This is a genomic window from Methylomonas sp. Uni0009, from assembly GCF_054188105.3.
Genome location: NZ_JBTAFN010000001.1, coordinates 2,152,165 through 2,165,217, shown reverse-complemented (window position 1 = coordinate 2,165,217; position 13,053 = coordinate 2,152,165). Strand labels below are relative to the sequence as shown.

Below are 13,053 nucleotides of genomic sequence, written 5' to 3'. Positions count from 1 at the left end.
GACTCCTTATTCAGCGTTTGTAGCAAAGAGATATTGAAATGAGATGGGCTGTAGAGCTACAAAAAACTAGGGGCTGTTGCCGTTTTACATGGGTAACTAAATAAAAGCGCAGGCCAAAGCGACAACGCCTTCAAAATTGCGTTTCAATTTGTCATATCGCGTCGCGATGGCTCTGAAATGTTTCAGTCGCGCAAAGACATTTTCAACGAGGTGGCGATATTTGTAGAGGCACCAATCCATTCCGTCATTCCCGATGGTTGAATTCTGTTTTCTAGGAATGATGGGCACACTCCCTTTCTCTCGAATTTGAGTCCGTAAGGGTTCACTGTCATAACCTTTGTCAGCAACCGTGTAGTTAGCCAAAGGCAGTTTAGCCACTAATTTCGGTGCCTCTTTGCAGTCATGGACTTCACCACCGGTGACCGAGAAATGAATAGGCAGCCCGCAGGCATCAACGGCCATATGGATTTTCGTAGTGTTACCCGCGACTGATTTCCCAATCGCGGCATCCTGTTCATGGGCCGCGCCACTACTATGCTGATGCCCTTTCACGATACTGCCGTCAATAAAGGTCCATTCCAAATCCGGTTCCACAATCAGTCCCCGAAAGATGCCCATCAGTTTTTCTTGAAGCGACCAAGCATTGAATCGTTTGTAAACGGCATTCCACTTGCCAAACGTGGCAGGCAGGTCTCTCCAGGGACAGCCGACTCGCATGCGATAAAAAATCCCTTCTACCGTTTGCCGGAGCGATGGCTTGTCATAAATCCCTAGGCTTAACATGATGGCTTTGAGTTCATTCCAGTATTCATCCGTAAATAGCTGTCGGGGCATCGGTTGCTTGTCTTTTGATTGAAAAATCAATCTAATGAGGCAGAGCCGCTCAATTTCAAGGCTATTGTTTCAAAATGGCAACAGCCCCTAGTCTAGAGCAAAGAAACCTTGCGGACCTACTCGAAGGATTGGGGTTCTCTCTTTTGGATGATACGAAGTTTCCAGCATTCACTTCAGCAGATTTTGATAGCTGCGACAACGCCGAAGATGTCATTGAGAAAGCAAGGCATCTTCGCGACTCCTTCACTGGGCCCGCTCAAATCGATCCGGAGTTTAGACTAGGCGCAGTCATTGATAACACTGCCGTTCCCCCGCTACGCAGTTATTTCCTTGAAGTAGAATCCTTAACGCAGAAGATATCTTTGGGCGATATTGCGCTATCAGTGTCACCGCCAGCAAGACTATCTGCCGATGAGCTTGTTAGGTGGCAAACAGAACAAACGGAGCGACAATATCAAAACAAGTTAGAAAGCCAACGGGCAAAACTGGAACCAGCTTTTCTAAACTCAAAGGCGGCGAAGGTGCTTGAACTACTATCTATCGAGAATCCCACTGGAGATACGATTTGGAAGATTTATGAGCTAGCTGAAGGATATTCGGGGAACCGAGGCGATTTTCATACGCGGTTCGATATAACGAGCGGCCAATTTAATCGCTTTAAGGATGCCATCCATAATCCAACAGTTTCTGGAGGTTGGGCAAGACACGCTCGCGGCAGTAATCTGAATAGCAACAATCCAATGACAAAAGACGAAGCAATAGAATTCGTTCGCCAGATTGCTACCAGTTGGCTGGAAGGTATACGCGCATCAAGAAACTTTTAGAATAGGCAACCTATTGGATACCGCAAACAACGTACACCATATCGTTCGCGAACCTTGCGGCATATAAACTCACCGCGAAACACTCCCATCCGGCAACACAAATTTAATATCCAAACTCCGCAAATAGGTCTGCAAGCCGGCATCCTGTAGCGGAATCAGATGCGCCTCTTTATCAGATTCGTTGTAATGCGCGTGCCAATAACCGGGCGGAGTAATGAAGGCGGAATAGGGTTGCCAATCGACACGGGTGGGATTGACGATCTTACCGTTCGCCGAAATCTGCGGTCCTACCAGGGTGTAACAACCCGGCGCGCAATCCAGAATTAAATCCAAGGCCACCGATTGGTGTCTATGCGGCAATTGCACCGCGCCTTTGGGCAGCACGCCCAGCATCGCCCACAGCGTGTGCGTCACGGTCAGGGTTTGGTCCATGGCTTTGTTGGCCAGCAACACACTGATGCGGTTGCGATTCACCGTCTCCGCCGCTTTTTGCGCCGCGGCCAACTCGTGGAGCGAATCCGCTGCGGTATAAAGCGTCGGTTTAAAGCATTGCCTATCGGCTGTCACACCCAAGTAAGTCAACAGCGGCTGGTCGTGCACCAGGTAAAAAGCCGAATCGCTGGCAGCAAAATGTCGAATATCCTTGCCCACCGGCAGCACCACAAAATCACCGGTTTGCCAGGGGATAGTCAGATCGTCGAATTCAGTGCGGCCGTTGCCGTACATCACGTAAAACAGCAGTGAGGTGGCGTTGAAATCGGTCGCCAGCGACTCGCCGGCCAGAATTCTGACAAAGTTTGCGCACAGCGCCGGACTGGTGGCCGGACCGGGACAACGCAATTGCTCGCTGACATCCAGCGGGATAATCCGGGTGCCGCCGGTTTGATGCAATTCGCTGCCGAAATTGGCGAACGGCAATTTAGTGATAGCGCCGGAGCCAATTGGGTCAGCGGCTTGGGTATATTCAAAATAGCGGCCATTTTCCAGCAAGGGTTCAAGCGGGTTTTGCGGTTTGACAATGGTCATGGCGGCACCTTTCTAATGTATGCAATCTAGGTAAATAGCGTGATGGTTTAAATTGTACGCTCGCTGATGTGACAAAGTGGATTTGAAATGCACGGATTTTTTTTCGATCCTTAGTTCGAACGAAATACTTAGCACAAGGGTTCCACATTGCATCGGCAACCGTTAGAATCGTTTGTATATCCAAGGTAATTCCAAGATGGCTCTGGCAGAGAAATTAACATTAAGCGTAAAAGATTATTTGCAAGGCAAGGCGTCCGCGCAGATCAATCACTAAGTGACACGCCCTGCCGCGCTTACATTTCCGACATGAAAGTCAACGTCACCATTGCCAACACCTTCTTTTATCCTGACCTGCTGCTGGACATCGCTGATCAGGTATGATGCTCGGCATTTTGACCGCGCTCGTAACACAACGCAGAATCGCCAAACCCTGTTTCTTTTAACTTCTGACGTACCACTCACTGACATAACACCATGAAACTAGCAAAATCTTCCCGTTTTCCCGCCTGTCCCGGCCCTGTCGTTACCATCGTCCTGGATGGCGTAGGCATTTCGCCGCGCGAAGACGGCGACGCGGTTAAAGCCGCGCGCACCCCTAACCTGGACCGTTACATGGCCAGCTATCCGATGACCAAACTGCTGGCGCACGGCACCGCAGTGGGCATGCCCAGCGACGAAGACATGGGCAATAGCGAAGTCGGCCACAATGCCTTCGGCGCCGGCCGCGTGTTTGCCCAAGGCGCGAAACTGGTCGCCGAATCGATCAGCAGCGGCCATCTCTGGCAAGGTCAAGCCTGGCACGACGTGGTCGCCACCGCCAAGCAAGGCGGCACTTTGCATTTCCTGGGGCTGTTCTCCGACGGCAATGTACATTCGCACATTGACCATTTGAAAGCGATGATCGAGCAAGCCAAGCAAGAAGGCGTGGCTAAAGTACGAATCCATATTTTGCTGGATGGCCGCGACGTCGGCGAGACTTCTGCATTGGACTATGTCGATCCGTTCGAAGCGTATCTGGACGGCTTGCGCGGCGCGGATTTTGATGTGGCTATCGCCTCGGGCGGCGGCCGCATGCAAATCACGATGGACCGCTACGAAGCTGATTGGAGCATGGTCAAACGCGGCTGGGACATCCACGTGCTGGGTTTGGGCCGGCAATTTACCAGCGCCCACGAAGCCATCGAAACCTTCCGCAACGAAGCCAACGTCATCGACCAAGACTTACCTGGTTTCGTGATTGCCAAAGACGGTAAACCGCTGGGCACCATCGTTGACGGCGACGCGGTAGTGTTTTTCAACTTCCGTGGCGACCGCGCCATCGAAATTTCCCGCGCCTTTACCGAAGAACAATTCAACCCCTTCGAGCGCGGCTCGCTGCCGAAAGTCACGTACGCCGGCATGATGCAATACGACGGCGACACCAAATTGCCGCCACGCTTTCTGGTCGAGCCACCGACCATAGACCGGACCCTGGGCGAATATCTGGCCAAAAACGGCATCAGCCAATACGCCATCAGCGAAACCCAAAAATTCGGCCATGTGACCTATTTCTGGAACGGCAACCGCTCCGGCAAATTCGACGAAGCCTCCGAAACGTACGTGGAAATCCCCAGCGATGTAGTGCCTTTCGAACAACGGCCCTGGATGAAATGCGCCGAGATCACCGACACCCTGATCGACGCGGTGCGTAGCGGCAAATATAAGTACCTGCGGGTCAATTATGCCAACGGTGATATGGTCGGCCACACCGGCAATTTCGAGGCGGCGGTAACCGCGATGCAAGGCCTGGATCTGCAATTGGCACGTCTGATTCCGGTGATTTTGGAGATGAACGGCACGGCAATCATCACCGCCGACCACGGCAATGCCGACGAAATGTACGAGCTGGATAAAAAAGGCAATGTCACCCGCAATGCAGAGGGCCGCACCAAGGCCAAAACCTCGCACACCTTGAATCCGGTACCGTTCGTGTTGGTGTCCGGGGAAAATCCTGGCTACGCACTCCGCGACGATTTGCCGAAAGCCGGCTTGTCGAATGTGGCTGCGACTATTTTGAATCTGCTGGGTTTTGAAGCGCCGGAAGATTACGATCCTAGCTTGATCAAAGCCAGCTAAGCCGTAAAGCATTCTGAGCTGATGACACCGCCTTTCGGCTATACGCTGTTAGGCGGTTTTTATTGGCCGCTGGAAATTCGTTAAAAACCCCTGATGACCTAATTTGGAAAACTAATGGACTACCCCGAACGCATCGTCTGTTTAACCGACGAAACCACCGAGACCTTGTATTTGCTGGGCCAGCAAGCTCGTATCGTCGGCATCTCCGGCTATACGGTCAGACCGGCGCAGGCTCGCCAGGAAAAACCCAAGGTCTCGGCGTTTACCAGCGCCAAAATCGATAAAATCCTAGCGCTAGAGCCTGATCTGGTGCTGGGCTTTTCGAATTTGCAAGCTGAGATTGCGGCGGAGTTAATCCGTAACGGTATTGCTGTGCATGTGTTCAATCAACGCTCAGTCAACGGTATTTTGCAGATGATAGGCTTGCTGGGCGCGATGGTCGGCGTCCCGGAAAAAGCTGCTACGCTGGTGGCGCAGTACCGGCAACAACTGGAAACCACCCGCCTGCGCAGCCTAAGTTTTGCCAGACGTCCCAAGGTGTATTTTGAAGAATGGGATGAGCCGATGATTTCCGGTATCCGCTGGGTATCGGAGTTGATTGGCATCGCCGGCGGTGAGGACTGCTTTGCCGAATTGGCCACGGAACATTCCGCCAAACAGCGCATCATCGCCGATCCTCAGGAAGTGGTAAGGCGCGCGCCTGACATCATCATCGGCTCCTGGTGCGGTAAAAAATTCCGCCCGGATCACCTGGCTGCCCGCCCCGGTTGGGACAGCATTCCGGCCGTACAACAACAACGAGTCTACGAAATTAAATCTTGCGATATTTTACAGCCAGGACCGGCGGCACTTAGCGATGGTTTGGCCCAAATATGTCAGATCATCAATGATTGGCAGCAAGATTGTGCTTAGCCTAATAGGTGCTCAAATAAATCCAATAGCGCAGGCTATAGCTGTGAATTAATCCCGCCGGGCCGGATGGAATAGTTCATATCAAAACCCGCGCCTAAATCTTAATCTCCTCTTCGAAAGGGATTCTTCATGCCACCCCCCCCAGGGAGCTTGATCAATGATCATCATCGAAGAGGTATCACATGAAAACGCCAAAATTATTTTTCCTAAGCACTGTTTTGTTCGGCGCCAGCGCCATTGCCCATGCCCAGCCGACCGGTGGCGGCACCACACCTAAACCGGTATGTAAAACCTTCGATATTCCCACGATTATTTGTCCCGATGGCTGGACCATTGCCGACGATCTGAGCAACGGCACCAATAAATGTACGACCGGCTTTATCAAAAGAACCTTTTGCAAAAATGTTGCTGCGCGCAGTGGTTTTCAGGGTAACGTCGAAGTGATCAATACCGGCTCCAAGTTGTTTGAATTTGTGCAGCCAGTCGATGAATCAGGCGCACCTATAGCCATAGAAGCTGAATAGCTGATTGCCAGCCAAAACATGCATAAACCTGTATTGGGCTGCGTAGGTAGCCCAATACAGCGTCATAAAATCATACGGCAACTTCACTGTGACTATAAATAGCGCTGAGGATCGACCCCACACTTCGCGGGCACCTCAAACGAGGTAATCCGATCATTACAACCGGGTTTGGACAGATCGAAATCTGCGGGAGGTGTGTAGCAGCGCGTCCGGGCATTGAATACCACTCTCACCCGTGGATGCAGCAGGTTTTCATGATGTTGCTCAACTACGACGGCCAAATAACCGCTCTCCAGTCGTACTAAGGTGCCGACCGGATAGATGCCGATGCTGCGAATAAATTGATGCACCAGCGTCAGATTGAAATGATGGTCGCTCCATTCCAATAACTTTCTTAGCACTTCGGTGGGTTCGATGCCGGTGTGATAAACCCGCGTGGATGTCAATGCATCGTATACGTCCACTACCGCAGCCATCTGCCCGTAAAGGCTGATTTCATCGCCCTTCAGGCCTAGTGGATAACCACTGCCGTTGTAGCATTCGTGGTGTTCGGCTGCGACATTGAGCGTGATGGGTGAAATACCCGGCGTTTTCTCCAACACCTGACAGCCGTAGCGCACATGATTTTTCATAATCTCAAATTCGCTTTCCGTCAGTTTTCCAGGTTTGTTCAGAATGTTATTCGGCACCTGCATTTTGCCGATGTCGTGCAATAAACCACCCAGGCCGACCTGTTCGATAAGCTTGCGGTCTATATCCAAAGCTCTGCAAAAACTAATCAGCAAGGTGCCGACCGCCACGGAATGCTGAAAAGTATATTTATCAGCCTGCTTGATTCTGAGCAGACTGACTATGGCGTCCGGGTTACGGAAAATCGAATCGATGATATTGGAAACCACCGGCTCTACCTGCTCCAATTCGACCTGCTTACCCAAGCGGCAATCCTGAAGGACGTTGTGTACGATGCGGTTGGCTTCGCGGCAGACTTGCTTGGCTTTTACCCGTTCTTTTTCGACGCTAACCGGCGGCGGCACGCGCTTGAGCGTGCGCCCCAAGTGCTGCATATGTTCGTCAAGCTGCCGGTTTATGTCATGAACGGTTGGGGCTTCCGGCATATCCGGGCCGAGCGTGGTGTCTATGTAGACCTGGCAAATGCCGTAGGCGGCGATTTTTTCGATGTCTTGAGCGGATTCGATCAAAAAGCTGTTGCGCAAGAACGGGTGGTTTATCCACGGGCAGTTGATGTCGTGGATAAACATCTTGGGCTTCAGGTCGGCTACATCGATTTTTTTTATCATTGCGCATTTGCCCGGCGGATTGCGACTATGGCGGCATACCCGTTATGAATAGGACCGGGTTCGCTGTAAGTGTATCAGTAGTGATCGTGGTCAGAGCAGTAACCGATAAAGCCACTAGGGGCTGTTGCCGTTTCACATCGGTAACCATATAAATGCACAAGCCAGGGCGATAGCACCTTCAAAATTGCGTTTTAGTTTGTCATATCGGGTGGCAATAGCTCTAAAATGTTTCAGTCGCGCAAATACGTTTTCAACGAGGTGGCGATATTTATAGAGACACCAGTCCATTTCCTCATTCCCGACTATTGAATTTTGTTTTCTTGGGATGATGGGGACTGTGCCTTGGTCTCGAATTTGAATCCGTAACGGCTCGCTGTCATACCCTTTGTCTGCAATCATGTAGCCCGCCTGGGGGAGCTTGGCCACAAATTCCGGCGCTTCTTTGCAGTCATGTACTTCGCCCCCCGTAATCGAAAACTGGATGGGAAGTCCACCGGCATCAACCGCCATATGGATTTTGGTCGTGTTGCCTGCGACCGATTTCCCGATGGCTGTTGGATTTTCATGGGCGCCGCCGCTACTGTGTTGATGGGCTTTAATAGGGGCTGTTGCCATTTTGTCATAATCCCTTTGAAAATCGATTGGCGAGCCATATTGATTGAGTTTTCAATCAAACGATAACTAGCGAATGCCACGCCAACTGCTTACAGATACCCACTGGGAAAAGCTAAAAACGATTATGTTGAGTTTCAGCATTTACGACAAACCCGGTCTTCGGCAAACGGTCGAAGGGATTTTTTATCGCTTGCGTGTTGGCTGCCCTTGGCGAGACTTGCCCGTCGCTTTTGGCAAGTGGAATGCCGTGTACAAGCGCTTCAATGCCTGGTCACTGCAAGAAAAGCTGAGGGGTATCTTTCAAGCGCTAGTGATTGAGCCTGATTTGGAATGGCTATTTATTGATGGCAGCATTATTAAAGCCCATCAACACAGTAGCGGCGGCGCCCATGAAAATCCAACAGCCATCGGGAAATCGGTCGCAGGCAACACGACCAAAATCCATATGGCGGTTGATGCCGGTGGACTTCCCATCCAGTTCTCGATTACGGGGGGCGAAGTACATGACTGCAAAGAAGCGCCGGAATTTGTGGCCAAGCTCCCCCAGGCGGGCTACATGATTGCAGACAAAGGGTATGACAGCGAGCCGTTACGGATTCAAATTCGAGACCAAGGCACAGTCCCCATCATCCCAAGAAAACAAAATTCAATAGTCGGGAATGAGGAAATGGACTGGTGTCTCTATAAATATCGCCACCTCGTTGAAAACGTATTTGCGCGACTGAAACATTTTAGAGCTATTGCCACCCGATATGACAAACTAAAACGCAATTTTGAAGGTGCTATCGCCCTGGCTTGTGCATTTATATGGTTACCGATGTGAAACGGCAACAGCCCCTAATGCTGCCATCAATAAATAGCCATTCCAAATCAGGCTCAATCACTAGCGCTTGAAAGATACCCCTCAGCTTTTCTTGCAGTGACCAGGCATTGAAGCGCTTGTACGCGGCATTCCACTTGCCAAAAGCGACGGGCAAGTCTCGCCAAGGGCAGCCAACACGCAAGCGATAAAAAATCCCTTCGACCGTTTGCCGAAGACCGGGTTTGTCGTAAATGCTGAAACTCAACATAATCGTTTTTAGCTTTTCCCAGTGGGTATCTGTAAGCAGTTGGCGTGGCATTCGCTAGTTATCGTTTGATTGAAAACTCAATCAATATGGCTCGCCAATCGATTTTCAAAGGGATTATGACAAAATGGCAACAGCCCCTAAAACAATCCCTGAACGCTTATGAAGATTGTGCCGGGATCATCAAAAAACACACAAAAATTGGCAAGCGCCAGCCGCTGAGCTAACCTAGGCGATCCGGTTAACTGCAAATTTAGGGAATAGATAGAACCATGCTGCGTTACGACCGTTCTCGATACATCGCTTTAGGCCTGCCGGCTTTGCTGAATGCTTTGGCGCTACCCCTGTATGCGCATCAGATAACGACCAACGGGTCGTCCGACGAATATGCCGTGCCGTTCTATTTGATTATCGCCCTGGCATGCGGCTTATTCGGGGTATCCGCCATGATAAAACGCTGCCGCGACATCGGCTCTTCGGCATGGGGAATATTGCTCGGATTTTTGTTCGCGCCGCCACTAATGCTGTTGGTGGCTTTGGTATTAATATTCGCCCCCAGCAATCCGGCCGCCGACCAACTGGAAGCTCCGGCGTTGCGCCCTACCTTCGATATCTGGTTTACCGGCTTTCTGTTATTGGTGAGCCCGTGGATGCCTGTGCTATTAGTACGGGCTTTGTAAGCGCTTATTCCAATCAGCTGGTTTGAACCTGTTCAAGATTATCAACCACGCCCTTAGACGCGCCTAAAACCTTGGTTTCCGGGAAGATAAAATTCTTTTAGCCCGGCCCTTAATTATCTTCGCTCAATGGTAATCTTGGATTCCCGCTTTCGTGAGCATTACAGCGAAGTGACTATTTGGGCAATACTGGCGGAACGCCCGAAGGCGTCCGCCGTGAGTTGAGCTCATTTGGTATTTCTGGGATAGCTGTAAATAGCTTGACCATGGGCTTTATCAACATAAATCATATCTTTTTCCGCTACCACAACCGGCGCAAGCGGATTGGGATAACTGTGTATGCCGCGATTGTGCGCGGGATTGTCGTAAACCACTTCAGCAACCCAACTATTTAAAAAGCCGCCGGAGGCGATGCGATCACCCTGTGCTTGAACACTTGTCGAGACAAGAGCGGCAGTAAGGACGATAGCCAATTGGATGGTATTTAAGGTTTTCATGATAGGTCTCCTGGTAATAATGGTTATGAACCCGGCCCTATCTGTTTCTGCATCTCGTTCGATAAGAACGGTATGTCGGCCTGGGTTAATAAATCACTGGAACTCCGATTGAAACTTCAACCGATCCAGCTTGGAGACCATTGTGAACAAACTACTGGAGCAAATAAAATTGATTGTTTTTATGGCTTCAATAGATTTTACATATAGTGAATTCCTTGCCGGCTTGTCGAATAAAGCGGCAGTCTGAGTATCACCAGCAGGAATGATGGGCTTAGTTAATCAGCGCTGCAAAACGTGTCGATTACTTTACATTTCAGCGGCAAAACTGCGGATTTAGTGGGGAACGAACCAGGTTGACCAAGTTAAACCCATCGGCATATTGCCGATTTTTCATCTATTTCCAACGCATAATCAGTGAGTTGGCAGGATCATCTTCCGCTGAAATCCGGCGCCAAGATTAATGGCATCAAAATTGATAGGGTTCAGGCAATATGCCGGCTTTGCGCTGACCTTCTGGTCATGGCCGGAGATTTGTTCAGACCTGGCTTTGGAATTTAAATACCTATGACTACCTATGCCATCGGCAGCGTAAACGGCGATTACCGAGCACTGATGCAACGGCTGACCACCATCGGCTTTGACCCATTGGAAGATCGACTGTGGTTTGCCGGCAATCTTGTCAATCACGGGCCGGAATCTTTACAAGTACTGCGTTACGTGAAAAGCCTGGGCAAAGCAGCTGTTGTGGTATTGGGCAAACAAGAACTCCATCTCCTCAGCGTTGCGCTGGGCTATACGCCATTGGCCGCGGAAGATACCTTGGATGAAATTCTTAACGCCCCGGACCGGGACGAATTATTGAAATGGCTACGACTGCGTAGCCTGATTCATCACGATACCAAGCTTAATTTTACGCTGGTGCATGCCGGGATTCCCGGCGAATGGAGCTTTAGCCAGGCGCTGACTTTTGCGTATGAAGTGGAATCGGTTTTATCGGGAAGCAATTACGCGGCGTTTCTGGAAAACCGCAAGCAAGACCAGTCGCGCTGGCATGCCAAACTGCGCGGCTGGAAACGGCTGAATTTTATTGCCAATGCCTATACGCAAATGGCCTATTGCAATGAACAAGGCAAGCTGGATTTCAACGCAACGGGTCCAGCCGATGCTCAACCGAGCGGTTTAATGCCTTGGTATCGTGTCCCCAACCGGCTAACATCGCAATTGAACCTAGTTTTTGCCGATGACGCGCATTTTGCCGATAGTAATTGCGCCGGCTTCTATCCGCTGCCCGCGTTGTCGGCTTTGCGATTATCCACATCCGGCGCGATGATTGCGGCAATGTCTTAATGCGCTGTTGCTTGAACTCAGCCTGGGCGGCCATACGCTCATTTTTTAAAGCCCAGGGCTGTATCGGCCCCTGTCACATTAGTCAAATTTGCATCATCAAACTTGGCACTTCTAAAATCCGCGCCGGAAATGGTCGCGCCATCTAAATTCGCGCCGGACAAATCCGCCCAGATAAACTGACCGCCGCTCAAATTGGCATGGCGGAGCGATGTATTGCTCATCAGCGCGTAATTAAAATTAGCCTCGCTCAAATCCGCATTGTTCAGTATCGCATTGTTCATTTCCAGCTTATCGCGCAGTTGCCGCGGACTCGCCGAATTGGGACCTAAATTGGCCTGTTTTAATTTGGCGCCGGCGAAATTAACATTGTTCAGCGATCCGGTGACGCGACTGCGGCTCAGGTCCGCGCCGGATAAGTCGGCATAATCCATCAGCACGCCATATAAGCTGGCATAGGATAAATCGGCATTCTGCAAATTCGCATTACGCATCTGCGCAAGATTGAGATTGACACCTACCAATTTAGCTGCCGTTAGCTTTGCCCCGTCAAGATTGCTGGAAAACAGGTCGGCTTTATTGAAATCGATTCCGGATAAATCCAAACCCGACAGGTCTTTCTTGATCAAGTTCGGCTGCTGACTGCCGGCCTCGGCTATAATCGCGATAACGCCTTCTCGAGTGAGTTCCGCCGCAGCGCATGGCAATAGCCAAAAACCCAAACTGAAAGCTACCAATGTTCGGCAAACACCGGAATCGTATTGCATAACTACTCCTCAAAGCGGGTTAGACGGTCAAAAAATAACCGCCATCTTGCGAGTTTCAGTGCATCATAATCCAATAAATCAGGCTTTAGGCAAATTTTCCCGCCCTATAGAAGCGCTACTTCAGGCCAGCCATGATCAAGGGTTTTGACAAGTTATATATTTTTGGCAACACAACCACTAAAGGCTGTTTAGCGTGAACGCTTTCTATCATAAATTATTGATTTTGGGGCTGATACTAGCGCTGCCCGGTTTAGGCTGCTTCAGCTATTACACGCTTGAAGAAGCCGGCCCAAACACCGCGCTGCCGGCGTTGGCGATTATGATAGCGTATCCGGCCTTACTGATTTCCCTGACAACCCTCATCATGTTGCGAGTTTCGAAGAAGCCGTCCCGTCCAGGGGCTTGGCTGGCGGGAAGCTGTTTAATCGTTTCGGCGGCGATCCTGCTAATTGCCCGCCTATAGAACATAAAACTGCTTAACAAACACGCCGCCGATTAAATTTACTAGATACTTTCCAAAAAACATAAAGCAACTATAGTTGCCCAGACACGC

Annotated in this window: 14 protein-coding genes and 2 pseudogenes; 9 read left to right on the top strand and 7 right to left on the bottom strand. The window is 50.4% G+C overall.

Annotated features, from left to right (window positions below):
• Nucleotides 1-96 precede the first annotated feature (96 nt).
• Nucleotides 97-834: an IS5 family transposase gene (locus ACWAU0_RS10225; protein WP_458139217.1), complete on the bottom strand. Its 738-nt coding sequence runs from the start codon at nt 832-834 to the stop codon at nt 97-99.
• Nucleotides 835-908: 74 nt separating this feature from the next.
• Here ACWAU0_RS10225 and ACWAU0_RS10220 point away from each other — a divergent pair, with 74 nt between their 5' ends.
• Complete coding sequence (locus tag ACWAU0_RS10220) at nt 909-1,658, top strand: hypothetical protein (protein WP_458139069.1); 750 nt, start codon at nt 909-911, stop codon at nt 1,656-1,658.
• A 69-nt stretch (nt 1,659-1,727) separates the two neighbouring features.
• On the opposite strand, the gene ACWAU0_RS10215 is transcribed toward ACWAU0_RS10220, so the two are convergent.
• Nucleotides 1,728-2,684 carry a cupin domain-containing protein gene (locus tag ACWAU0_RS10215; RefSeq protein WP_458139068.1) on the bottom strand — a complete coding sequence of 319 codons (957 nt, stop codon included), beginning with the start codon at nt 2,682-2,684 and terminating at the stop codon, nt 1,728-1,730.
• A gap of 474 nt (nt 2,685-3,158) precedes the next feature.
• On the opposite strand from ACWAU0_RS10215, the gene gpmI reads away from it, so the two are divergent.
• The 3 genes from gpmI (at nt 3,159) to ACWAU0_RS10200 (ending at nt 6,235) form a co-directional block, all read left to right on the top strand.
• The gene (gene gpmI / locus ACWAU0_RS10210) at nt 3,159-4,799 is read left to right on the top strand and encodes a 2,3-bisphosphoglycerate-independent phosphoglycerate mutase (protein WP_458139067.1); all 1,641 of its coding nucleotides are present in this window, start codon (nt 3,159-3,161) and stop codon (nt 4,797-4,799) included.
• A gap of 114 nt (nt 4,800-4,913) precedes the next feature.
• Nucleotides 4,914-5,711, top strand: a complete 798-nt coding sequence (locus tag ACWAU0_RS10205; protein WP_033157817.1) for a cobalamin-binding protein — start codon at nt 4,914-4,916, stop codon at nt 5,709-5,711.
• A 182-nt stretch (nt 5,712-5,893) separates the two neighbouring features.
• On the top strand, nt 5,894-6,235 hold the full coding sequence (locus ACWAU0_RS10200) for a hypothetical protein (RefSeq protein ID WP_033157816.1): 342 nt from the start codon (nt 5,894-5,896) through the stop codon (nt 6,233-6,235).
• Nucleotides 6,236-6,327: 92 nt separating this feature from the next.
• Here the strand turns inward: ACWAU0_RS10200 and ACWAU0_RS10195 are convergent, their stop codons facing one another.
• The gene (locus ACWAU0_RS10195; protein ID WP_033157815.1) at nt 6,328-7,533 is read right to left on the bottom strand and encodes a cyclic di-GMP phosphodiesterase; all 1,206 of its coding nucleotides are present in this window, start codon (nt 7,531-7,533) and stop codon (nt 6,328-6,330) included.
• 132 nt (nt 7,534-7,665) lie between these two features.
• Nucleotides 7,666-8,133 (bottom strand): annotated as a pseudogene (locus tag ACWAU0_RS10190) (IS5 family transposase); the annotation flags it as partial.
• 88 nt (nt 8,134-8,221) lie between these two features.
• Between ACWAU0_RS10190 and ACWAU0_RS10185 the strand changes: the two are divergent.
• Entirely contained in the window at nt 8,222-8,971 is a 750-nt protein-coding gene (locus ACWAU0_RS10185; RefSeq protein ID WP_129871393.1) for an IS5 family transposase, read from the top strand.
• A 19-nt stretch (nt 8,972-8,990) separates the two neighbouring features.
• Here ACWAU0_RS10185 and ACWAU0_RS10180 read toward each other — a convergent pair.
• Nucleotides 8,991-9,269, bottom strand: a pseudogene (locus tag ACWAU0_RS10180) (transposase); the annotation flags it as partial.
• Here ACWAU0_RS10180 and ACWAU0_RS10175 point away from each other — a divergent pair.
• Together ACWAU0_RS10175 and ACWAU0_RS10170 are read left to right on the top strand one after the other, a co-directional pair.
• Complete coding sequence (locus tag ACWAU0_RS10175) at nt 9,263-9,442, top strand: hypothetical protein (protein WP_458139066.1); 180 nt, start codon at nt 9,263-9,265, stop codon at nt 9,440-9,442. The pseudogene ACWAU0_RS10180 and the gene ACWAU0_RS10175 overlap by 7 nt on opposite strands.
• A gap of 45 nt (nt 9,443-9,487) precedes the next feature.
• On the top strand, nt 9,488-9,895 hold the full coding sequence (locus tag ACWAU0_RS10170) for a DUF805 domain-containing protein (RefSeq protein WP_458139065.1): 408 nt from the start codon (nt 9,488-9,490) through the stop codon (nt 9,893-9,895).
• A gap of 224 nt (nt 9,896-10,119) precedes the next feature.
• Here the strand turns inward: ACWAU0_RS10170 and ACWAU0_RS10165 are convergent, their stop codons facing one another.
• The gene (locus ACWAU0_RS10165) at nt 10,120-10,389 is read right to left on the bottom strand and encodes a hypothetical protein (protein ID WP_033157813.1); all 270 of its coding nucleotides are present in this window, start codon (nt 10,387-10,389) and stop codon (nt 10,120-10,122) included.
• A 564-nt stretch (nt 10,390-10,953) separates the two neighbouring features.
• Between ACWAU0_RS10165 and ACWAU0_RS10160 the strand changes: the two genes are divergently transcribed.
• Nucleotides 10,954-11,736 (top strand): symmetrical bis(5'-nucleosyl)-tetraphosphatase, encoded by a 783-nt coding sequence (locus ACWAU0_RS10160; protein WP_458139064.1) that lies wholly within the window; start codon nt 10,954-10,956, stop codon nt 11,734-11,736.
• A 38-nt stretch (nt 11,737-11,774) separates the two neighbouring features.
• Here the strand turns inward: ACWAU0_RS10160 and ACWAU0_RS10155 are convergent, their stop codons facing one another.
• Nucleotides 11,775-12,500 (bottom strand): pentapeptide repeat-containing protein, encoded by a 726-nt coding sequence (locus ACWAU0_RS10155; RefSeq protein ID WP_458139063.1) that lies wholly within the window; start codon nt 12,498-12,500, stop codon nt 11,775-11,777.
• 193 nt (nt 12,501-12,693) lie between these two features.
• On the opposite strand from ACWAU0_RS10155, the gene ACWAU0_RS10150 reads away from it, so the two are divergent.
• Nucleotides 12,694-12,963: a hypothetical protein gene (locus ACWAU0_RS10150; protein ID WP_033157811.1), complete on the top strand. Its 270-nt coding sequence runs from the start codon at nt 12,694-12,696 to the stop codon at nt 12,961-12,963.
• Nucleotides 12,964-13,053 lie beyond the last annotated feature (90 nt).